The organism is Psychrobacillus sp. BM2 (genome assembly GCF_048572895.1).
Classification (GTDB): Bacteria; Bacillota; Bacilli; order Bacillales_A; family Planococcaceae; genus Psychrobacillus.
This window is the reverse complement of record NZ_CP183878.1, coordinates 2448972-2473185: the sequence shown is the minus strand read 5'-3', so window position 1 is coordinate 2473185 and position 24214 is coordinate 2448972. Positions and strand designations below refer to the sequence as shown.

Genomic DNA, 24214 nt, shown 5'->3' with positions numbered 1-24214 from the left:
TATACAAGTTGTCAATATAATTAGTGAAAAACTGTTCTGTATGATTGTACGCAGACTGCTAAATTATTGTAAATTATCATTTGGAGGTAGAATATATGTCAATGGATCAGACTGTAAAATGGGAAAAACAAGAAGGTAATAATGGTTTACTTACTGTAGAAGTTACTGCAGAGGAAGTAGCAAAAGGATTAGATCAAGCGTTTAAAAAAGTAGTTAAACAAATTAACGTGCCTGGTTTCCGTAAAGGGAAAATGCCTCGTCAAATGTTCGAAAAAATGTATGGTGTAGAATCACTATTCCAAGATGCATTAGATATCATTCTTCCACATGCTTATGGGCATGCTGTTGAAGACGCTGGGATTGACCCAGTAGATCAACCAGAAATAGATGTCGTAACAATGGAAAAAGGACAGCCTTTAGTTTTCACTGCTAAAGTTGTTGTAAAACCAGAAGTAACTTTAGGTGACTATAAAGGTCTTGAAGTAACTAAATTAGAAGAAACTGTAACTGACGAAGAAATCGATGAGCAATTAAAAAGTAATCAAACTCGTTTAGCTGAATTAGTAGTAAAAGAAGATGCAATCATTGATGGCGATACTGCAGTAATCGACTTCGAAGGATTTGTTGATGGAGAAGCTTTTGAAGGTGGAGCTGGAACAGATTATCCACTAGAAATCGGTTCTAATTCTTTCATTCCTGGTTTCGAAGAACAATTAGTTGGTGCTAAAACTGGAGATGCAAAAGATGTTGAAGTAACATTCCCAGAAGAATACCATGCTGCTGAGTTAGCAGGGAAATCTGCTACATTTAAAGTAACTGTTAAAGAAGTTAAAGGTAAAGAATTACCTGAACTTAATGATGACTTTGCTAAAGAAGTAGATGCTGAAGTAGAAGGTATCGACGCTTTACGTACTAAACTAAAAGAAGCAACTGCTGAAGAGAAAAAACAATTGGCTGCTCAAACACTTCGTGATACATTAGTGGAAGCTGCTGCAGAAAATGCAACAATTGATATCCCTGAAGCAATGATCAAATCTGAAACGGACCGCATGTTACAAGAATTTGGTCAACGTTTAGAGCAACAAGGTATGAATTTAGATCTTTACTATCAATTCTCAGGTCAAGACGAAGAAGCTTTACGTACTCAAATGACAGAAGATGCTAAAAGTCGCGTAAAAGTTTCATTGACACTTGAAGCAATTGCAAAAGAAGAGAAAATTGAAGCATCTGAAGAAGATATCGATGCAGAACTTGAAAAAATGAGCGCACAGTTCAATATGAAGCTTGAAGATATTAAACGTGCACTTGGTGGTACAGACGTTCTTGCAAACGACTTACGTTTCCAAAAAACAGTTGAATTCTTAGTGGAAAACGCTAAAATTTCTTAATTCAAGTCAATACGTGATTAATACAAATAGAACAAGGTACAGCACTTAAAACTGTGCCTTGTTCTATCATATACATAGCATTTTATATATTAAAATACATACTTAAACGTATTATTTGATTACTTGAAGAGAATCTTGTAACATAATTGCTTGAATAGGGGTGAATATTTTGTTCAAATTCAATGATGAAAAAGGGAACTTAAAATGTTCTTTTTGTGGTAAACCACAAGAACAAGTTCGTAAGTTAGTAGCAGGACCTGGCGTATACATTTGTGACGAATGTATCGATCTTTGTTCTGAAATTGTAGAAGAAGAGCTAGGAATTGAAGAAGAAGTAGAGTTTAAAGAAGTTCCAAAACCAAAAGAAATTTTAGCTATTTTAGATGAATATGTAATTGGACAAGAACGAGCAAAAAAATCACTTGCAGTTGCTGTTTATAATCATTACAAACGCATCAATTCCAATAGCGTAATCGATGAAGTAGAATTAGCTAAATCTAATATAGTATTAATAGGCCCAACTGGTAGTGGTAAAACATTATTAGCACAAACACTTGCAAGAATCCTTAACGTTCCATTTGCAATTGCAGATGCAACTTCGTTAACAGAAGCAGGATATGTGGGAGAAGATGTTGAGAATATCCTTTTAAAACTAATTCAATCAGCTGACTATGATATCGAGCGTGCTGAAAAAGGGATTATATATATTGATGAAATAGATAAAGTTGCTCGTAAATCCGAGAACCCATCTATTACACGTGATGTTTCTGGTGAAGGAGTACAACAAGCACTCCTAAAAATTTTAGAAGGTACTGTAGCCAGCGTTCCGCCACAAGGTGGTCGTAAGCATCCTCATCAAGAGTTTTTACAAATTGATACAACGAATATCTTATTCGTTGTTGGTGGAGCTTTTGATGGCATCGAACAAATTATTAAACGTCGTTTAGGCGAAAAAGTAATTGGTTTCGGAGCAGATCCTAACAAAGTGGAAGTTGCAGAAGGTTCGGTACTTTCTCAACTAATTCCAGAAGATTTATTGAAATTCGGTTTGATACCAGAATTCATCGGACGTTTACCAGTACTCGCTAGCTTAGAACAATTGGACGTGGATGCATTAGTTCAAATTCTAACAGAGCCAAAAAATGCACTTGCTAAGCAATATCAAAAAATGATTGAATTGGATAATGTAAAGCTAACATTTGATGATGGTGCATTAGAAGCTATTGCGAAAGAAGCAATCGAACGTAAAACTGGTGCCCGTGGTCTACGTTCAATTATTGAAAATATCATGCTTGATGTAATGTTTGAATTACCTTCAAGGGACGATATTGTAGAATGTATAATTACAAAAGAATCTATTACAGATAAAGCCAAACCTAAACTATTATTAGAGGATGGCACAGAATTAGAAAAAGACAATGAAAAAACATCGGCTTAATTAGCCATTGACAAAGCTGGCTTCCAATCTGCGCGTGCTCAGCGTGTGCAAGGATGTCAGCTTTTTCAACTTAATAAGAACATTTATTAATTAAGGCATTATTAATGAATTATTCGCACAGAATAAGCTGGAGGTGACTATCCAAATGACTAAAGAAGAAAAAGTATTTTATCCAGTACTGCCTCTAAGAGGTTTATTAGTTTATCCAACGATGATTCTACATGTAGATGTTGGACGAGAGCGTTCTATCGCTGCACTTAATGAGGCAATGATTCGGGAGGAAAAATTATTTCTTTCTGTTCAAAGAGATATGAATTTGGAAAAACCCAATATGTCAGATCTGTATGATGTGGGCATAATTGCGAAGGTAAAACAAATGGTTAAGTTGCCGAATGGTACGATGAGGGTTTTAGTAGAAGGATTACAACGTGCTATTTGGGATGATTTTAATCATCTTGATACATTTGACGAGGTTTCTGTTACTGCATTTATTGAACCGGAAAAAGCAGATCAAGAAGACGAGGCACTCATGCGTACGCTAGTACATAATTTTGGGAAGTATTCAAAATCATCTAAGAGTGTCTCCGAAGAAACGTTCAATTCAGTTACTGATATCGAAGAACCTGGTCGTTTGGCAGATATGGTTGCTTCTCATCTACCTTTGAAAATTGCTGGTAAACAGGAAATATTAGAAATAATGGATGTCAAAGAGCGCTTAGAATGGTTAATCTCTCGTCTGTACAATGAACAAGAAATATTAGACCTAGAAAAGAAAATAAATACAAGGGTCAAGCATGCGATGGAAAGAACACAAAAAGAGTTCTATCTTCGCGAGCAGATGAAGGCTATTCAAACAGAGCTGGGAGATAAAGAAGGAAAAACAGGCGAAGTAGCCGAAATGAAAAAAAGAATTGATAAAGCGGGCTTACCTGAAGAAACAAAAAAGAATGTTTTAAAAGAATTAGATCGCTATGAAAAGCTTCCTACACAGGCTCCGGAAAGTGGTGTAATACGAAATTACATCGATTGGATTGTCTCTATCCCATGGACTAAAGCTACAGAAGACCAGTTAAATATAAAACGTTCCGAACGAATATTGGATAGAGACCATGATGGGTTAGAGTCTGTTAAAGAGCGTGTGTTAGAGTATCTGGCTGTGAGGCAGTTAACGAAATCCTTAAGAGGTCCAATTCTTTGTTTAGCAGGTCCTCCTGGTGTTGGTAAGACCTCTTTGGCTAAATCTATTGCTGAATCTTTAGGGCGTAACTTTGTTCGTATTTCACTCGGAGGTGTCCGGGATGAATCTGAAATTCGAGGTCATCGAAGAACCTATGTAGGCTCTATGCCCGGACGTATTATTCAAGGGATGAAAAAAGCTGGTACGATTAACCCGTTATTTTTACTAGATGAAATAGATAAAATGTCCAATGACTTCAGAGGAGATCCCTCCGCTGCAATGCTAGAGGTTTTAGATCCTGAGCAAAATAATACATTTAGTGATCATTATATAGAAGAGACATATGATTTATCTAATGTCCTTTTCATCGCAACTGCAAATGATCTAAGTACTATTCCAGGGCCATTACGTGATCGTATGGAGATTATATCAATTGCGGGCTATACGGAAATAGAAAAACTCTCTATTGCTAAAAATCATTTATTACCAAAACAGCTGAAAGAGCATGGCCTAACAAAAAGTCAGCTGCAACTTAAAGATGATACGTTACTGGATGTAATCCGCCATTATACCAGGGAAGCTGGAGTGCGTAGTTTGGAGCGAGTACTGGCAAATCTTTGCCGTAAAGCAGCACTTCAAATTGTATCGGGTGATAAAAAACGTGTTTCGATTACAACAAAAAACCTTGAAGATATTATAGGTAAACGAAAATTTAGGTACGGACAAGCTGAAACAGAAAATCAAATAGGAGTGGCTACAGGTCTTGCTTATACATCTGTAGGTGGAGATACTCTACAAATTGAAGTTTCATTGTCTGCAGGAACCGGCAAGCTCCAATTAACTGGTAAGCTCGGAGATGTGATGAAGGAATCTGCGCAAACGGCATTATCTTATGTGCGTTCAAAAGCAGAGGACTTTGGAATTGATCCAACATTTTATAAAGATAAAGATATCCATATTCATGTTCCAGAGGGTGCTGTTCCGAAGGATGGTCCTTCGGCAGGGGTTACAATAGTTACTGCACTAGTCTCTGCGCTGTCTAAGCGTCCAATAAAACGCGAAGTCGGTATGACTGGGGAAGTTACATTAAGAGGTCGAGTATTACCTATCGGCGGTTTGAAAGAAAAAACACTAAGTGCACATCGTGCAGGTTTGACGACAATTATTTGTCCGGCAGACAACGAGCGCGATATTGAAGATATACCAGAAAGTGTTCGTGAAGTATTAACATTCCATTTTGTTTCCGATGCTGAAGAGGTGCTTCAACTGGCTCTAGAGGAGGCATAACAATGAAAATCCATAATGTAGAATTACTAATCAGTGCCGTAAGACCAGCGCAATATCCAGAGGGTGATTTACCTGAAATAGCTCTAGCTGGACGTTCAAATGTAGGGAAATCATCTTTTATCAATAAAATGATTGGTCGTAAAAGCATGGCTAGGATTTCATCTAAACCAGGTAAAACACAAACATTGAACTTTTATCAATTAGAGGAAGCTTTGATATTTGTTGATGTACCTGGTTACGGTTACGCAAAAGTATCTAAATCAGAACGTGCTGCATGGGGTAAAATGATTGAAACTTATTTTACCTCCCGCAACATTCTGAAAGCAGTTGTTTTGATAGTGGATTTAAGACATCCACCAACAGGTGATGATTGCATGATGTATGATTTTTTAAAGCATTATAATATTCCTTGTATTGTCATTGCGACAAAAGCAGATAAAATCCCTAAAGGGAAATGGGATAAGCATAAAAAGATAGTGAAGGATGAACTTCAGATGGACAAAACAGATCCATTAATCGTTTTCTCTTCAGACACAGGTTTAGGCTTCGATGCAGCATGGGCAGAAATCGAAAGTAGAATTTTAGATTAAGGCTATTAACAGTTTGTAGTCAATATAGTAGGAATCTCTATAAATAATAGTATACAATTTTTCCTAGCGAGTTCTTGAGCGATAAACGTCGATCAAGAACTCGTTTTTTTAAAGGACATATTTAATTAGAATTAGAAAGGCGGAATCTTTCCGTGGGAAGATAGCATTATGGTCTACAATTACAATTTATGGGCTATTCTCTGTTGTTTATGGGCTATCCCAACAATTTATCGGCAATCTCATATCACTAATGGGCTATAATCGAAATTTTATGGGCTATCAATCAGGTTTATGGATTTAGAATAACTTATCGCTAAGGTGCTAGTATCAGATTAAATTAATATATGGATGGATACAGTTTTGATTAAAACCGATTAAGTTAGGGAATACCATGCTTATATTCGACTTTATTTTTTGAATTATTCCACTTTTATTAATGTGAACAGAATGTTTGAATTGGGGAAGGTTGTTTGCTATTATTAATTTATAATAATTCTAAATAAGATTTCATATGTTGTTCACAAATATGCAAAGAACAAGCTTAGAAGCTATGATATAATTGGACTTATGAAATGACGTGAAGGGGAGACATATTCCATGCATACAATCGTGGTTGGTGTCAATTACCGTACTGCTCCTGTCGAAATTCGCGAAAAACTGTCGTTTGTTGAAACGGAGCTTCCGAATGCGATGCAAGCACTACAAGACCAAAAAAGTATATTAGAAAATGTCATCGTATCTACATGTAACCGTACGGAGATTTACGCTACTGTAGACCAACTACATACCGGTAAATACTACGTGAAGCAATTTTTAGCAAATTGGTTTGATATTCCATTAGAAAATTTATCTACCTATTTATTTGTTCACGAGGATGACCAAGCGAATAATCATTTGTTTCGTGTTACTGCGGGCATCGATTCGATGGTACTTGGCGAAACACAAATATTAGGGCAAGTGAAGAAAAGTTTTCTAAATGGACAAGAAAATGGTACAACAGGTACCGTTTTCAATCAATTATTCAAACAGGCAGTGACATTTGCTAAGCGTGCGCACGCAGAGACTGCAATCGGAGAGAATGCCGTTTCGGTTTCTTACGCAGCAGTAGAGTTAGGCAAGAAAATATTTGGCTCATTAAACCATAAGCATGTAGTTATTTTAGGCGCAGGTAAAATGGGTGAGCTTGCAATTCAGAACCTACATGGTAGCGGTGCTGAAAAGGTTACGGTGATCAATCGTACTTTTGAAAAAGCGAAGGAGCTTGCTGCTAAGTTTGACGGTGATGCTAAACCAATGGACGAGCTTCAATGTGCATTACTAGAAGCAGATATTCTTATAAGTTCAACAGGTTCAACAGAATTTGTAATTGATTTTGAACTAATGCAATTTGTAGAACGTCTTCGTAAAGGGAAACCACTATTTATGGTAGATATAGCCGTGCCGCGTGATTTAGATCCGCGTATAGGTGATCTTCCAAATGTGTTCTTATATGATATTGATGATTTACAAGGAATTGTAGAAGCAAACTTAGCAGAAAGAGAACGTGCCGCTCAACAAATCAATCAGATGATTGAAACAGAAATTGAGCAATTTAATGATTGGGTAACAACGCTTGGTGTTGTACCAATTATTTCAGCACTTCGTCAAAAAGCAAATACGATACAAGCTGAAACAATGGCATCTATTGAGAACAAAATGCCGAATTTAACGGATCGTGAACGAAAAATTTTAAGCAAGCATACAAAGTCGATTGTCAATCAGCTATTAAAAGAACCAATTCTCCAAGTAAAAGAATTATCTGCGGCAAAAGATCCTGCAGCTCAGCTACAATTATTCCAGCAAATCTTTGGTATAGAAGACGATGTTCAAAAGGAAGTAGCAATACAAGCAGAAAAAGCTAAAATTAATTTAAAGCAAACATTAATTGAATCACAAAATTTAAAAGAAAACTTGCTATTTAACTAAGTAAAGGAGGCGTTTTTATATCTGTATGGAAACAAATAGATATGATAAACGCCTTTTTACTATGTAAAAGGAGAATGTTATGACTGATCTGACGATGACAAGGCTTCATGAGATTATGGTCATTCTTCAATCTATAAGCCTTGTTTTTTATTTTATTGATTACTTACATAAGGATGTACGTGCACATCGACTAGCGGTGTGGTTACTATTCATCGTTGGTACTTTACAAACAATTTTTTTAATCATGTATATGATGGAAATGGAACGTTTTCCAATACTTTCGTTGTTTGAGGGTATTTATTTTTATGCTTGGTTGATCATTATGTTATCACTTGTTTTACAGCTAGTATTTAAATTGGATCTTCCAGCATTCTTTTTGAATTTGATCGGATTTATTTTCATGACAATTCATACGTTTGCACCAAATCCGATGGCACAGTCATTAGTAGGCGATAACCTTAAATCTGAGCTATTATTTATCCATATTATGTTTGCGCTACTCGCTTATACTGCTTTTGCTTTAGCATTTGTTTTTTCGACATTATATTTAATCTTATATAAAGTGTTAAAGAAGAAAAAGTGGACGAAACAGTTCACTCGATTACCTTCACTCAGGCAAGCTGAAAACGGGATGAGCTTGTCCATTTTAACGGGAATTCCATTATTGTTTGTAAGTTTAGTTCTTGGGTTAGAATGGGCATATATATCTTTAGATGCTTTTCCACTCTATGATATTAAGATAGTCAATTCTTTTATCGTATTAGTAATTTATATTCTAGTTTTATTGATAAGAAAATCGGCAAAGATTAAAGGGACAAATTATGCCTGGATACACATTTATGCGTTTCTATTTGTTTTGGTAAATTTCTTATTAGGCAGTCAATTATCACAATTCCACATTTGGTATTAAGAAAGGACGCGGACATATTATGCGTAAAATTATTGTAGGATCTAGACGGAGTAAGTTAGCTTTAACTCAAACAAATTGGTTTATTCAACAGATGAAAGACATGGGAGCACCTTTTGAGTTTGAAGTGAAAGAGATTGTGACAAAGGGTGACCAGATTTTGGATGTTACACTTTCAAAAGTTGGTGGGAAGGGACTTTTTGTAAAAGAAATAGAACAGGCCCTTTACGACAAAGAAATCGACTTTGCGGTGCACAGCATGAAGGATATGCCATCTGTACTTCCAGAAGGTTTAGTCATGGGATGTACCCCAAAACGTGTGGATGAACGTGATGCTTTTATATCGACAGGGAATGTGAAATTTGCAGACCTCCCAAAAGGTGCTGTTGTAGGAACAAGCAGCTTAAGAAGAAGTGCCCAACTACTATTATTACGTCCAGATATTGAGATTAAATGGATTCGTGGTAATGTAGATACTCGCTTGCAAAAATTACAAGATGGCGAGTATGATGCGATTATTTTAGCAGCAGCAGGTTTAAAACGTTTGGGCTGGAGCGATGAGGTCGTAACAGAATATTTATCTCCGGAGGATTGCGTACCTGCAGTTGGACAAGGAGCTCTTGCTATTGAGTGCCGTGCAGATGATCAAGAATTAATCGATGAGCTATCAAAGCTTTCAGACCGTGATACATGGGTTGCAGTAGAAGCTGAGCGTGCATTTTTAGCAGCAATGGACGGTGGATGTCAGGTGCCGATTGCTGGACATGCAACAATTAGTGACGATAAAATTACAATGACAGCTCTAGTTGCAGCACCAGATGCATCTGTCGTATATAAAGAAATATTAACTGGGACAAATGCGGATGCCCTTGGAAAAGAACTAGCACGTATCGTGACGGAACAAGGAGCATACGATTTAATCCAACAAGTGAAGGCAGATTTGAATGTATAATATTGCTCCTTTGTCAGGAGAGAATGTCATTTTTACGGGCATTCTAAGGTCATCGGAAGCATCAGACCTTGTAGAAAAACTTGGTGGCAATGCAGTAATTGCTCCGATGATTGCTACAAAGGAGATAGTTAGTACGCATGATCTAGATCAATTACAGCGCTGTAACCTATATGACTGGCTTATATTTACTAGTCAAAGTAGTGTGAAGGCATTTCATTCGAAAATGGTAAAATATCAGCTTGATGCAAGTTTTTTTACAGCTAAAATTGCGGTGGTCGGTATAAAAACAGCAAATGCTATTGAAAGCCTAGGATTAACCGTCGATTTTACCCCTACTATATTTAGTGCGGATATATTTGTTCAGCAATTTCCAAAGGTAGCATCTTCTACGGATCGTTGTTTGTTTGTTAAAGGGAATCTTGCGAAAGATACAATAACAGCTGGACTGAAACATAAAGTAGATGAATGGACTATATATGAAACAGTGGAGCTCGAGGAAAACAAAGTATATGTGAAGAAGCTATTAACGAGCGGGAAAAAGTGTTCGATTATCTTCACAAGTCCTTCGACAGCCGAGATTTTTCACCGAAGTATTGGGATTACCTTTGGATATGAACATGTCACAGTTTGTGCAATCGGACATATTACAAAGAATTATTTAGAATCTATGAAGGTTTCTGTGCAGGTTATGCCAGATACGTATACTTTAAGAGATGTAATCGATAAATTAGTGGAATGGAAAGGAAGAGTGTAATGACTGAATTATTTTTTCAACGTCATCGTCGTTTAAGACAATCAGCAGGAATTCGAGCAATGGTTAAGGAAACTTATTTACATAAGGAAGATTTCATCTATCCTATTTTCGTGATGGAAGGCGAGAACATCAAAAATGAAGTATCATCGATGCCTGGTGTTTTCCAATTCTCTCTTGATCGTTTAGCAGAGGAAGTAGACGAAGTAGTGAATTTAGGAATTCCTTCCGTTATATTGTTCGGACTTCCTGCGGAAAAAGATGCAGTTGGTTCTGGGGCATATCATGATCATGGAATTGTTCAGAAAGCAATTCGCTTCATCAAAGAACGCCATCCACAATTAATCGTCATTGCGGATACTTGTCTATGTGAATTTACAGACCACGGGCATTGTGGTGTGGTGGATGAAAATGAACGTATTTTAAATGATCCTTCCCTTGACTTGTTGGCGAAAACTGCAATCAGCCAAGCAGAAGCTGGTGCAGATATTATTGCTCCTTCAAATATGATGGACGGTTTTGTAGCTGCAATTCGTCTTGGTTTAGATGAAGCAGGGTTTAAAGATGTACCAATTATGTCATATGCAGTAAAATATGCATCAGCATATTACGGACCTTTCCGTGAAGCAGCGGACGGCGCACCAAAATTTGGTGACCGCAAAACATATCAAATGGATTATTCGAATCGTATGGAAGCAATCCGTGAAGCTTCATCAGATGTCCAAGAGGGTGCAGACTTTTTAATCGTAAAACCAGCATTATCTTACTTAGATATTATTCGTGATGTGAAAAATACATTTGCTACTCCGATTGTTGCATACAATGTAAGTGGAGAATATGCGATGGTAAAAGCAGCAGCGATTAATGGCTGGATCAATGAAAAAGAAACAGTGCTTGAAACACTAACAGGAATGAAGCGCGCAGGAGCGGATATGATCTTAACATATCATGCTAAAGATGCTGCCCGTTGGTTGGAGGAAAAATAATGACAAAATCATATGAGCAATCCAAACAAGCATTTATAGAAGCGAAGGAGCTAATGCCAGGTGGCGTAAATAGTCCTGTACGTGCATTTAAATCAGTCGATATGGATCCTATTTTCATGGAGAGTGGAAAGGGTGCTATATTAACAGACATCGATGGCAATGAATACATTGACTACGTTCTATCATGGGGTCCACTTATTTTAGGGCATACGGAACCAAATGTAGTGAAAGCCATTCAACAGGTTGCTGAAACTGGTACAAGCTTCGGTGCTTCAACCCTAATCGAAAATAAATTAGCTAAACTTGTGATGGAGCGTGTGCCATCTATTGAGATGGTTCGTATGGTTTCTTCTGGTACGGAAGCAACGATGAGTGCACTTCGTTTAGCACGTGGTTACACAGGTCGCAACAAAATTTTGAAATTTGAAGGTAGCTATCACGGACACGGCGACAGCTTATTGATAAAAGCTGGATCTGGTGTTGCGACACTTGGATTACCAGATAGCCCAGGTGTGCCTGAGTCTATTGCCAAAAACACAATTGCTGTACCGTATAATGATTTAGAAAGCGTTCGTCATGTATTTGAAAACTTCGGAGATGATTTAGCAGCAGTAATCGTTGAGCCTGTAGCGGGTAATATGGGCGTTGTTCCTCCAGTGGAAGGATTCTTAGAAGGACTGCGCGAACTAACGGAGAAAAATGGGACAGTTTTAATCTTTGATGAGGTTATGACTGGCTTCCGAGTAGGATACAACTGTGCGCAAGGTTATTTCGATATTACACCGGATTTAACTTGTTTAGGTAAGGTTATCGGCGGCGGACTTCCTGTAGGAGCATTTGGTGGGAAACGTGAAATCATGGAAATGATTGCACCTGCTGGACCTGTATATCAAGCTGGTACACTTTCAGGAAATCCTTTAGCAATGACTGCGGGATATGAAACATTAACTCGATTAAATGAAAAATCATATGATTATTTTATCAAGCTAGGGGATATACTTGAAAAGGGTTTCCGCGAAGCAGCAACCAAATATAATATTCCACATACAGTGAATCGTGCTGGTTCTATGATAGGTTTCTTCTTAACCAACGAAGACGTGATTAATTTTGATACAGCGAAAACATCTGACTTAGAATTATTCGCTAAATATTTCCGTCTCATGGCAGAGGAAGGAATTTATCTGCCGCCTTCGCAGTTTGAAGGATTATTTCTATCAAGCGCACATACTGTAGAGCATATAGAAAAAACAATTCAAGCGTTCCATACAGTTTTCGAAAAATTATCCAACAACTAAATAGAAATGGGAGCCTTGCATTAGTTGCAGGGCTCTTTTAGTCTAAGTTAATTGACATAAAATGATTACTAAAATATAATTACTTACGAAAAGTAATCTAGATAGAATAATATAGAGATACTATTATGTTTTAAAGAAATGAGGATTCGGAATGCAAAATGTGAAAGAAATATCTAATGATGTAGTCAATGTATTAAAAGATAAAATTAAAGTAATTAAAACTGATGAAAATTCAATTTATCTAGTTGGACCAATTCGCCTACCAGTAAATTTAAATGGTAATACGGTTATATTCCAGTGGTATAGCTGGTTAAATAGCGATGAGTACACTGAGGACATCGGTCAAATTATCAATAATTTATCCTCCACTAACTTAGCGGAATATCAACAGTCCAGTGTATTGGTTTACGGAGACTTTAGAGAGAACGAGGAATCCCTAATCCGCATGCACTCCATTTGTCATACAGGTGATATTTTTGGCAGCAAGCGCTGTGATTGTGGCTTCCAATTAAAACAGTCGATGCAAATGATTGTTAATAACGGGGCAGGTGCATTATTCTATTTAGCAAACCATGAAGGAAGAGGAATTGGTCTTTTCAGTAAAGCAATGGCCTATATCCTACAAGAAAATGGTTCTGATACAGTGGAGGCCAATGAAAAACTTGGTTTTGTAGATGATTCTAGAAATTACGGGGATGCAATCGAAGTGTTAAAAGTATTACGCACAAAACCAGTTACATTAATAACGAATAATCCTAAAAAAGTAAAAGCATTAAAGGACGCAGGTCTACCTGTTGCGGGGCGTACGCCTTTATGGGGGGACGTATCGGAATTCAATGAAAAGTACTTACACACGAAGATAAATCGCTCAGGTCATATGGAGGAAGAAGGTACTTTTCAAAATGACTAGTCATGCATTTTATATGGATCTTGCCCTGCAAAATGCTCGCGCTATGAAAGGGCAAACGGATCCAAATCCATTAGTAGGAGCAGTTATCGTAAATGAAAATCGCATTGTTGGCATCGGTGCACATATGAAACCAGGCGAGCCTCATGCGGAAATTCATGCAATTAAAATGGCGGGGGAACATGCAAAAGGTGCTACGATTTATGTGACACTTGAACCTTGTTCGCATCACGGAAGAACAGGTCCTTGTGCAGAGGCTATTGTAGCAGCTGGTATTAAAACGGTTGTCATTGCAACGCTTGATCCAAATCCAATTGTTTCTGGTAGAGGTGTGAAAATTCTAGAGGATGCAGGGATTCATGTTATTTCAGGTGTTCAAGAGGAAGCCTCTAAAAAAATGAATGAAGTTTTCAATAAGTTTATCGTGACGCAAAAGCCTTTTGTCACATTAAAATCAGGGATAACACTTGATGGGAAAATAGCCTCGCATACTGCTCATAGTAAATGGATAACATCTGCGGATGCAAGAGAGGATGTTCATCATCTTCGAAACGAGCATTTAGCCATTTTAGTTGGGGTAAATACTGTGATAGAGGATGATCCTGAACTGACCACTCGTATTGAAAACGGACGCAATCCACTTCGTATAGTTCTGGACTCAACACTGAAAATCCCATTAGACGCTAAGCTTGTGACGGATCGTTTAGCGGAAACGTGGATTTTTACAAGTGCCAATTATGATGCCGATAAAAAAGAGAAGCTTGTAAATGCAGGTGTTCGTATTTTCCATACAACGGCTTCTAACTATGTAAATGTACAAGAAGTCGTTCAACTATTAGGTGAAAACTCTATCTCCTCTTTATTAATCGAAGGTGGAGGGACGATTAATGCGGCTTTTTTAGAAAATAAATTAATCGATAAAGCAGTTATTTATATCGCTCCTAAGTTAATTGGCGGTAAGAATGCACCAACATTTATGGAAGGTAGCGGTATTGACTTAATGAGTGATGCGGTTGAACTGGTTAATACGGATATTCAAAAAATAGGGAAAGACTTTAAGTTTGTTGGTTATCCAACCTACAAATAAGAAGTAATTGATGAGGGATTAAAAATGAAATTTGGATTTGATATTGATGATACATTGATCAATTTAAGAGAGCATGCTTTTCATATTTATAACGAAAAGCTAGGACAGCAAGTAGCATTAGATAAGTTCCATGCGTTAGATAAAGTTGAAATACATGAATTGTTCGGGATGTCTGATGAAGCTGGTTCAAAGATGTGGAATGACACCTTGGAACAAATATATTATACGAATTGTCCCGCATACCCAGATGCAGTAGAAACGTTAAATAAGCTAAAAGAACAAGGGCATGAGATTTACTATATTACGGCTAGACCAGCAGAACATAGAGAAAGAACGATGAGATGGCTTGAGGAGCAGGGTTTTCCGGTCGATGAAACCCAATTTTATTGTGGTATGAAGGATCAAGCTAAAGTAAATATTATTCGAGACTTACAGTTAGATTATTATTTCGACGACAAGCCCGATGTATTAAATACATTGACGGAGGATACATTACAGGTGTTTGTAAAAACGCAGGTCTACAACCAACATCTAACTATACCAAGGCTAACGAATTGGTCGGAACTAAAACAGATTATAGAAAAAAACGAACATGAAAAGCAATTCTAAAGTGAAATATGTTCTATCCCTTTTGTTCCATTCATAAGTTGTCCTATAGAAGGAGGATGACTTATGGCAACAAAAACATGGGATGTAAAAGAACAATTTCGATTTCCGCAAAGCTTCGGGGTTCCAATGGAGATTAAAAATGTAGCAGTTACTCCTCAATGCGAAGTCGCAGAGATGGAAGATTTTATCCAAGTGGTTGGTATATACCACATCACCTGCCACGTTAAGTTTGAGGAAGGTGAGCATGAACATCATGCTACTAGCGAATTCACGGAAATTGAAGATTTAGATTTGCAAGGTGAAGTCGGTTATTTCGAGTATGCTGTACCAATGAGTATTGAGATTGGTAGAGACAAGTTAAAAGAAGGTTCCAAGCCTACAGTTCATGTGAACCATATTAACTCGAAACCAACAGAGCAAATGGCTATTGAAGTTGGGTGGACAGTGCACTGTGATTACGAGGAAGCTCCAGAACCTGAACCAGTTGTAGCTCTTGTAGAATTAGAAAGTCCAAATCCTGCCGAGCCAATGGAAGTAAAGAATCCTGCAGGTGATGAATTTGAACTCCAATTTATTTTGGATTTAGATGATGGGTACTCAAAGCTTTCATTCCCCTCAAATAATGTTTTTGTAAAACAAAAAGCTGATGAGTAGTAATAGTACCAATAAGAGAAAATCCCATGTGGTAGGTACAATTAGTACCCGTATTAATTGAAAACCACAAATAGGCATACTTATATACTTACAGTAAAAACGTGTTTTACGTAACCAATCAGGCAACAGATGTGGGTTATATCCTTTTCTCATTGTATTTCTCCTTTCACCTTACTAGACTTGACGACATATAATAATATCCTTTACAATAGGAATAACAAAATAGAGATGCAATGAATGGGAAGAGTAAAATGATCTGGTTTTCAAAAGAAAGGAAACAATTTGCTGAAATGTTTCTGTTAACCACCATTTGAAGGTAGCCCACGAGCAGTATTTGTGAAATTAGAGTAGCAAATGCCGGTTTGAAGCCGTTATCGAATTGAGAGCGTGATGCGTTTTTTAGCATTCGCGAATAAAGGTGGTACCGCGAACAAACTCCTTCGTCCTTTAATGACGATAGGAGTTTTTTTATATTCTTTTTTAGGAGGAACAGACAATGACAAACGAAACAACGATGTCCACAAAGTATGATCCGCAGTCGATTGAAAAAGGACGGTATGAATGGTGGCTAGATGGAAAATACTTCGAAGCTCATCCAGAAAGCGATAAAGAACCTTATACAATCGTAATTCCACCACCAAATGTTACGGGTAAGCTACATTTAGGGCATGCGTGGGATACTACACTACAAGATATTATTACTCGTATGAAACGTATGCAAGGATACGATGCATTATGGCTTCCAGGTATGGACCATGCTGGTATTGCTACACAAGCAAAAGTAGAAGAGAAGCTGCGTTCTGAGAACATTTCACGCTATGATTTAGGTCGTGAAAAGTTTGTTGAAGAAACATGGAAATGGAAAGAAGAATATGCTGGTCATATCCGTGCTCAATGGGCAAAACTTGGACTTGGCTTAGATTATTCACGTGAGCGCTTCACTTTAGACGAAGGATTATCCAATGCAGTAAAAGAAGTATTCGTTAAGCTATATAACAAAGGATTGATCTACCGTGGTGAATACATTATCAACTGGGACCCTGCAACTAAAACGGCACTTTCTGATATTGAAGTAATCCACAAAGATGTACAGGGTGCATTCTATCATATGCACTACCCACTTACAGATGGTACTGGATCTATCGATGTTGCAACAACAAGACCTGAAACAATGCTAGGTGATACGGCAGTTGCAGTTCATCCAGAAGATGATCGTTACAAGCATTTAATCGGAAAAACAGTAAAACTCCCGATTATTGGTCGCGAAATTCCGATTGTTGGAGATGATTACGTCGATATGGAGTTTGGAAGTGGAGCAGTTAAAATTACACCTGCACATGACCCAAATGACTTTGAAATTGGAAACCGTCATAATCTACAACGTATTTTAGTAATGAATGAAGACGGAACGATGAATAAAAACGCTGCAACGTATGATGGAATGGACCGTTTTGAATGCCGTAAACAAATCGTAAAAGACTTACAGGATGCAGGAATCCTATTCAAAATTGAAGAGCATATGCATTCAGTAGGGCATTCTGAGCGCAGTGGAGCAGTAGTAGAGCCTTATCTTTCTTTACAGTGGTTCGTAAAAATGAAGCCACTTGCAGAAGAAGCAGTTAAGTTACAACAAGCTGAAGAAAAAGTAAACTTCGTACCCGATCGCTTTGAAAAAACATATCTAAATTGGATGGAAAATCTTCATGACTGGTGTATTTCACGCCAATTATGGTGGGGGCATCGAATTCCGGCTTGGTATCATAATGAAACTGGAGAAGTGTATGTTGGTCACGAAGCTCCTGCGGATGCGGAAAATTGGAATCAAGATAACGACGTATTAGATACTTGGTTTTCCTCTGCATTATGGCCGTTTTCAACATTAGGCTGGCCAGATACCGACAACGAAGAGTTTAAAAAGTATTATCCAACGAATGCACTTGTAACTGGTTATGATATTATATTCTTCTGGGTTTCTCGTATGATTTTCCAAGGTATAGAATTTACTGGTACTCGTCCATTTGATGATGTATTAATTCACGGTTTAGTTCGTGCAGAAGATGGTCGTAAAATGTCGAAATCTCTAGGTAATGGCATTGATCCGATGGAAGTAATTGAACAATATGGTGCAGATTCACTTCGTTATTTCTTGAGTACTGGATCATCTCCTGGGCAGGATCTACGTTACTCTACAGAAAAAGTAGAGGCTGTATGGAACTTTGCCAACAAAATTTGGAATGCATCGCGTTTCGCATTAATGAATATGGATGGCCTGAAATTTGAAGAGATCAATTTAGATGGTAAAAAATCGGTTGCAGATGCTTGGATTCTTACACGTCTAAATGAAACGATTGAGCAAGTAACAAGACTTTCTGAACGCTATGAATTCGGTGAAGTTGGTCGTGCTCTTTATAACTTCATTTGGGATGATTTCTGTGATTGGTATATTGAAATGGCCAAACTTCCACTTAACGGGGAAGATGAAGAAGCGAAAAATATGACACGTTCTGTGCTAGCATATGTTTTAGACAATACTATGCGTCTATTACATCCATTTATGCCATTTATCACAGAAGAAATTTGGCAAAACCTTCCTCATGAAGGAGATTCCATTACAGTAGCTGCTTGGCCTACTGTAAACGAAGCACTTTCCAATAAAGAAGAAGCGGATAATATGAAATTACTTTCTGAAATTATCCGTTCAGTACGAAATATTCGTTCAGAGGTTCAAACACCAATGAGTAAAAAAGTTCCATTATACGTTTCCACTAAGGATGCGAGCACATTAGCAGTATTAGAAGCAAACGCTAAGTATTTAGAGCGTTTCTGCAATCCGGAGCCGCTTGTGATTGGATTAGATTTAGAAGCTCCAAATCAATCCATGTCTGCAGTAGTTACGGGGGCAGTTTTATATCTTCCACTACAAGGATTAATCGATATCGATGCCGAGAAAGCTCGTTTAACGAAAGAGCTAGAAAAATGGGCAAAAGAAGTAAAACTTGTTCAAGGAAAGCTTTCCAATGAGCGCTTCGTTTCAAAAGCACCAGAGGCGGTTGTTGCAGAGGAACGTGCAAAAGAAGCTGACTATCTAGAAAAACACGCATCTGTACTGAAACGTATGGAAGAATTGAATAATCTATAAAATTGAGCGTGCGCCCTGCGATTTGGGTGCACGCTTTTTTTTGTAGGAGAAAAAGTTCTCCAGATTCCAGTGATTTTTCCTGACATTCGGGTGATTTTTCATTTCATTCAGGTGATTCTCATTCATATTCAAGTGATTCTCGGAAACATTCTTGTGTTTCCATTCAACTACAAAAGAGAGACGAATTAAATCTCGTCTCTCTCATTTTTGGTGAGTTTATTATTAATATACTCCATGATAGGCTCTGCGATATTTTTCTTAGTCGTTTCAAAATAGGATCTAGCTCCAACTGGATCTTCTATTTCATTGAAAAGCCAGCTCTCATCAGGTAAGAGAAGAAAATCGATGCCAATATAATCACTTTTAAGTGCTTTAGCTATTTTCTCTACAGCTGCAATTTGGTGTGAGTTTAGCGTGTATTTTTCGACGGTTCCACCTAGTGTAAAATTAGATTTAAAGCTATCTTTTGGTCCAGTTCTTTTTACAGCACCCAACACTTCTTTGCCGAGCATGAATACGCGGACGTCAGTAGCATTTGTTTCGATATATTGTTGGGCGATAATAGTACACTCAGAAAATGTATTTAGAAATGAAGTTGCTTCTTTTTCTGTGTGAACTAATTCGACTTGTTTTCCACCATGACCGCCGATCGTTTTTAATACGATAGGATATTCGGTTATTTCAGAAACTGTAGCTATTTTTTTAGTTGGAACAGTTGCAATCCCGAGTAGCTGTACAAGCTGAATTGCCTTTAATTTGTCATTGGCAACAACATTTACTTCTGCACGATTGAACATTGGTATATTTCGTTGTTCTAATTCCTTGGCTAACCCAGGATTTCTTGTTCGGAAGAATATAAAATCTGCATCTGGAATAGGATCTTGATCATCTACTATACTTAAGATGTGATCATGAGTTTTTGCAGCATTTATTAATCGGTCAATAAAGTTCTGATTGCGTTCAATTTCTGCTTTTTCATATATGAGTAGCCCCTTCATACAACAGCCGCTCCAACTTTTGACAATATATATTCTATCATCGCATCTCCAACATTAATCCCTGTTACATTATAGATATTACGAATATGGGCAACGCCATTCACTTCACAAACAAGGGGCTCTTCATCGTCCCCAAATAATAAGTCCACTCCTGCAAATTCAGCTTGTAAGGCTTCCGCTGCTTGAATTGCTACGTCTTTTTGTCTCTGTGTGAGAATAATAGGAGAAGCAAAACCCCCATTTGTAATATTGGCGCGGAAATCTGTTTGTGATTCACGGAGCATACAAGCAACTACATTCCCACCAACTACGTTTACGCGGATATCTCTGCCTCTACTATTCTCGATAAATTGTTGGAAGACATACTCGACGCCTGCGAGTTCTTCTACTTTTGCAAAGAATTGCTCCCTTGTTTCTATTAAATACACTTTCATACCAAATGAGCCATGTGCTTCTTTAATAATCATAGGTAATGGAATCGTTTGGAGCACCTGTTCAAAGTATCCTGACTCTTGGATAGAAAACCCAGGATACACTTTAGGGGCAACGATAGTGATTGGCATTGGCACCCCGGCATTTGCCAATTTCATATATTGCCGCGCTTTATTGTCACAAATTTCAATAACGTCTGGATCATTAAAAACTGGTATACCTTCATTTTTCAAATACTGGGCAAGCAAAATATCTTTATCAAGAAACACGACAAAATCAGGTTTGGCATGTAACTTTTGCTGGACATTCATCAGCACTTCATAATTTTTCACTAGAATGGCATGAATACCATGTCGGTCCGCTGCCTCCTTCACTAGAATTGCTTGATCGATAAATTTATCATGTGTAAGACTACCGTTATAAACGATCCAACATGTTTGCATAATGAATGACCTCCACTAGTACGTGTTATAATGTGTTCACAAGAAGTTTAGCACGAAATTTAATCATACGGAATAGGGTGAACTTAAGTGGAAATAAAAAATTTTAATAAATACAAAATAAAATGGAATATAGAAAGTGAAACGGTTATTAAACCGGGTCTTGAAACGATTCAAGCTGCTCTAAAAAAACTCGGCAATCCTCAGGACAAGCATAAAGTAATTCATATAGCCGGGACAAATGGGAAAGGCTCAACGATTGCTTTTTTAACAGCATTAGCAAAAGCACACGGCTTATCCTACGCTTCCTTTACTAGCCCGAGTATCGTCGATGTCCATGACCAAATTCAGATAAATAGTATTCCTGTTACAGAAAAACAAATGGACGAAGCATTTTCGCGTATGCAAGGCAGTGGTATTAGCGGCATGTTAACAGATTTTGAGTTACTAACTGTTACAGCCTTTATTGTCTTTGAAATGATGGAATTAGATATTGTTTTCATAGAGGCGGGTATGGGGGGGCGACTAGATAGTACAAACGTCATTAAGGACTCTGTGGCTATTATACCAAGCGTATCTATAGATCATACGAAATTCTTAGGAGATACAGTCGAAAAGATTAGTTGGCATAAAGCAGGAATTTTAAAGCCCAATAGCCAATTAGTTATAGGACCATTAGTAGAACCCGCAAAAAGAATTATGTATAAAGAAGCCGAAGAGAAAAAAGCAAATATCCTAGAATACAATAAAAATTTCAGGATAAAGAATCACCAATACATATTTAAAGAGTACTCATATTCTAATTTATATCCTCAGATGTTAGGAAGGCACCAACAATCTAACATGGCTTTGGCTATCACATCATTACTTGTAAGCGGTTTTGAGCTATTCGAGCCAAAAGTGCAGTCCGCTGTGAAAAGTGCAAGTTTGCCTGGTAGAATGGAGAAAATTGGGGAAAACCTTTATATGGATGGCGCCCACAATCCAGCAAGTGTGGATGCTTTAGTGGAAACGATTCGAGAAAAGTTTCCAAACAGACATATACATTTAATAGTAGGTATTTTAAAGGATAAAAACTATGTCTATATATTAAGAAAGTTAGAGGAAATCGCTAGTTCTTTTGAATTTGTTAACTTCCAACATGAAAGAGCGTTAAATGCTACTATTTTGTATGAACTCTGTTTGAATAGTGAGAAAAGTATAACTTTAGATGCATCTCAGGTTGATTTAAAACAGTATTCTGAAAATAGTGTTACAATTGTCACTGGCTCTTTTTACTTCATTGCTGAGTTGAAAGAAAAAACAGGAATTTAGTAATTGAAACTTTCAGTGAACTTAGTGATATAATAATTACATTATAACGTGTATTTAGTAGTAGTTATTTAGACTGAAAGGAGATTAATAGTCGGATGAATTTTTCTAAAAAAGCACAAAGAATTATGTTTGCTTTGTGGCTATTATTTGTTCCGCCTGGAACTCTCTTCATGTATTTATATTCTCCCGTCAAACCAGGTGATTGGGAAGGTTACTGGGCTTTTTTACTGTTGGCGTTACTGTCGAGCATTTTCCCATTTTTTTTAGCTGGAACTACATTCGTTTTGGTCATATGGGTTCAAATCGCAATCTTTTTAAAGTTTGGAATTTTAGCAGAGCTAATTTCCATGCAGATATGTATGATACCGCTATCATACCATTTGAAGATATCTCGAGACTCATTATATAAATACTTTTTTAATTCATTTATGTTTTTTTCAGTTTCTATTCTAAGTGGTGCTTTGGTAATTTCTTTAGGCTATGAAATAGGTAGTGTAAATATTAGTGATATTATTGTCTATGGTTCTATTTTTGCAATCTCCTATTTATTAATAAATCACTTGGTGCTTTATATAAGGGAATATTTATGTGATATGAATCCTCTATACTTGTCAAAAGATTTCTATTGGGAATTTGCATGTTTGTTTATTACATTACCTTTTGGTTTAAGCTTATATCTATTTGAGAACATAATAGGAGCAACAGCTCTCTGGTTATTAGGTTTACCATTGATATCTATTTCATTGTTAATACGAATGTATAGTGATTCGGAAAAAGTAAATGCCGATTTAAACAAGGCAAGTGAGTTTGGTCATCAGCTTGCGGAGCGTATGACTTCGACAGAAATTTTAGATCTGTTCTTGAGGAGATTATCAGATATGTTCCCATTTGATGCAGGTTACATTGTAGATGATGTAAACAATGAGTTTTATATTTTACGAGCTAGAGAAGATGGGGAAAATAGAGAATTGGAATATGCTCACGAGGATATAAAATTTAGTCTTGCAGGGAAAGGGTATGAAAAAGGAGAGCCAATTCTGTATAATAAGCAATCAGAATGGACTCATTTGAAGCCGCCTTTTTTAGCAAATGATATGCAAAGCGTTATGTGTGTGCCTATCTATAGAAACCAAAGAATTGAAGGCGTTCTTATTTTAGCTGCAAGACAGAAGTTTGCATTTGAATCTTATCAGCTAAAAATTGTTCATCTGTTATGCTCTTATTTTGCTGTTTCCTTAGAAAAAGCAAGATATGTAAAAGAAGCAGTAGAGAAAAGTGAAATTTGCGAGCTAACGAAAATTTATAATTATAGGTATTTAGACAAACAACTAAAGCTGGACATGCATAGGTTAAATAATGGAGCCTTTAAAACAGTTTCTTTAATCATGATGGACATCGATAAATTTAAAGGTGTCAACGATACGTATGGCCACCATAGTGGAAATATTATTTTACAAGAATTTGCTAATATTATTAAAGAGGAAATTGGTTCTAGTGGGACAGTTGCAAGATATGGCGGAGAAGAATTCGTTATTATCTTGCCGAATTATTCGAAATTACAGGCAATGAATGTGGCCGAGCAGCTTCGTCGCAAAGTCGAACAAACACCATTTATGGTACCTCTCGATTTAGGCAAAGTATCACGAGAAGAAATAATATTCATCACCGCAAGTATTGGAGTCTCTACGGCACCAGAAGATAGTGACGAAGGAATGTCACTACTTCGAAATGCAGACCGTGCCTTGTATATTGGGGCGAAGCAGGCGGGTAGGAACAGGGTTGCGGAGTATGTGAAATAGACAACATTAAAAGCGAGGACATCCAGTGTTTGGATACCCTCGCTTTATTTAGAATATCAATGGCACAAGAAGAAATAGGTATTAGCCGGAGTATTTCTT

The 24214-nt window shown here is 37.2% G+C and carries 19 protein-coding genes and 1 other annotated feature; of the genes, 17 read left to right on the top strand and 2 right to left on the bottom strand.

What is annotated here, in order from left to right:
* Nucleotides 1-101 precede the first annotated feature (101 nt).
* The 15 genes from tig (at nt 102) to ACN6MX_RS12020 (ending at nt 19132) form a co-directional block, all read left to right on the top strand.
* A complete protein-coding gene (gene tig / locus ACN6MX_RS12090; protein ID WP_419962614.1) occupies nt 102-1388 on the top strand; it encodes a trigger factor in 1287 nt (428 codons plus the stop codon).
* Nucleotides 1389-1557: 169 nt separating this feature from the next.
* Entirely contained in the window at nt 1558-2826 is a 1269-nt protein-coding gene (gene clpX / locus ACN6MX_RS12085; protein ID WP_419959159.1) for an ATP-dependent protease ATP-binding subunit ClpX, read from the top strand.
* A 145-nt stretch (nt 2827-2971) separates the two neighbouring features.
* The gene (gene lon, locus ACN6MX_RS12080; RefSeq protein WP_419959158.1) at nt 2972-5290 is read left to right on the top strand and encodes an endopeptidase La; all 2319 of its coding nucleotides are present in this window, start codon (nt 2972-2974) and stop codon (nt 5288-5290) included.
* A 2-nt stretch (nt 5291-5292) separates the two neighbouring features.
* Nucleotides 5293-5880, top strand: a complete 588-nt coding sequence (gene yihA, locus ACN6MX_RS12075; protein WP_419959157.1) for a ribosome biogenesis GTP-binding protein YihA/YsxC — start codon at nt 5293-5295, stop codon at nt 5878-5880.
* Between the two features lie 597 nt (nt 5881-6477).
* Nucleotides 6478-7845, top strand: coding sequence for a glutamyl-tRNA reductase (gene hemA, locus ACN6MX_RS12070; protein ID WP_419959156.1), 1368 nt, complete (start codon nt 6478-6480; stop codon nt 7843-7845).
* A 79-nt stretch (nt 7846-7924) separates the two neighbouring features.
* Nucleotides 7925-8755 carry a cytochrome c biogenesis protein gene (locus ACN6MX_RS12065; protein ID WP_419959155.1) on the top strand — a complete coding sequence of 277 codons (831 nt, stop codon included), beginning with the start codon at nt 7925-7927 and terminating at the stop codon, nt 8753-8755.
* Nucleotides 8756-8774: 19 nt separating this feature from the next.
* A complete protein-coding gene (gene hemC, locus ACN6MX_RS12060; protein ID WP_419959154.1) occupies nt 8775-9704 on the top strand; it encodes a hydroxymethylbilane synthase in 930 nt (309 codons plus the stop codon).
* The gene (locus tag ACN6MX_RS12055; RefSeq protein ID WP_419959153.1) at nt 9697-10458 is read left to right on the top strand and encodes a uroporphyrinogen-III synthase; all 762 of its coding nucleotides are present in this window, start codon (nt 9697-9699) and stop codon (nt 10456-10458) included. Before hemC ends, ACN6MX_RS12055 begins: the two co-directional genes overlap by 8 nt.
* Nucleotides 10458-11441 (top strand): porphobilinogen synthase, encoded by a 984-nt coding sequence (hemB, locus tag ACN6MX_RS12050; RefSeq protein WP_419959152.1) that lies wholly within the window; start codon nt 10458-10460, stop codon nt 11439-11441. The genes ACN6MX_RS12055 and hemB overlap by 1 nt, the downstream gene beginning before the upstream one ends.
* Nucleotides 11441-12736, top strand: a complete 1296-nt coding sequence (hemL, locus tag ACN6MX_RS12045) for a glutamate-1-semialdehyde 2,1-aminomutase (protein ID WP_419959151.1) — start codon at nt 11441-11443, stop codon at nt 12734-12736. The genes hemB and hemL overlap by 1 nt, the downstream gene beginning before the upstream one ends.
* Before the next feature lie 151 nt (nt 12737-12887).
* Nucleotides 12888-13646 carry a GTP cyclohydrolase II gene (locus ACN6MX_RS12040; protein WP_419959150.1) on the top strand — a complete coding sequence of 253 codons (759 nt, stop codon included), beginning with the start codon at nt 12888-12890 and terminating at the stop codon, nt 13644-13646.
* Nucleotides 13639-14730, top strand: a complete 1092-nt coding sequence (gene ribD, locus ACN6MX_RS12035) for a bifunctional diaminohydroxyphosphoribosylaminopyrimidine deaminase/5-amino-6-(5-phosphoribosylamino)uracil reductase RibD (RefSeq protein WP_419959149.1) — start codon at nt 13639-13641, stop codon at nt 14728-14730. The genes ACN6MX_RS12040 and ribD overlap by 8 nt, the downstream gene beginning before the upstream one ends.
* A gap of 24 nt (nt 14731-14754) precedes the next feature.
* Nucleotides 14755-15339 (top strand): 5' nucleotidase, NT5C type, encoded by a 585-nt coding sequence (locus ACN6MX_RS12030; RefSeq protein WP_419959148.1) that lies wholly within the window; start codon nt 14755-14757, stop codon nt 15337-15339.
* A gap of 63 nt (nt 15340-15402) precedes the next feature.
* On the top strand, nt 15403-15993 hold the full coding sequence (locus ACN6MX_RS12025; protein ID WP_419959147.1) for a hypothetical protein: 591 nt from the start codon (nt 15403-15405) through the stop codon (nt 15991-15993).
* A 224-nt stretch (nt 15994-16217) separates the two neighbouring features.
* Nucleotides 16218-16444 (top strand) — a binding site (T-box leader).
* A gap of 45 nt (nt 16445-16489) precedes the next feature.
* Nucleotides 16490-19132 carry a valine--tRNA ligase gene (locus ACN6MX_RS12020; RefSeq protein ID WP_419959146.1) on the top strand — a complete coding sequence of 881 codons (2643 nt, stop codon included), beginning with the start codon at nt 16490-16492 and terminating at the stop codon, nt 19130-19132.
* A 185-nt stretch (nt 19133-19317) separates the two neighbouring features.
* Here the strand turns inward: ACN6MX_RS12020 and ACN6MX_RS12015 are convergent, their stop codons facing one another.
* A complete protein-coding gene (locus ACN6MX_RS12015; protein ID WP_419959145.1) occupies nt 19318-20130 on the bottom strand; it encodes an ATP-grasp domain-containing protein in 813 nt (270 codons plus the stop codon).
* Nucleotides 20127-21005: an ATP-grasp domain-containing protein gene (locus ACN6MX_RS12010; RefSeq protein WP_419959144.1), complete on the bottom strand. Its 879-nt coding sequence runs from the start codon at nt 21003-21005 to the stop codon at nt 20127-20129. Before ACN6MX_RS12010 ends, ACN6MX_RS12015 begins: the two co-directional genes overlap by 4 nt.
* An 87-nt stretch (nt 21006-21092) precedes the next feature.
* On the opposite strand from ACN6MX_RS12010, the gene ACN6MX_RS12005 reads away from it, so the two are divergent.
* A complete protein-coding gene (locus ACN6MX_RS12005) occupies nt 21093-22316 on the top strand; it encodes a bifunctional folylpolyglutamate synthase/dihydrofolate synthase (RefSeq protein ID WP_419959143.1) in 1224 nt (407 codons plus the stop codon).
* Between the two features lie 95 nt (nt 22317-22411).
* On the top strand, nt 22412-24115 hold the full coding sequence (locus ACN6MX_RS12000) for a sensor domain-containing diguanylate cyclase (protein WP_419959142.1): 1704 nt from the start codon (nt 22412-22414) through the stop codon (nt 24113-24115).
* Nucleotides 24116-24214: the final 99 nt, after the last annotated feature.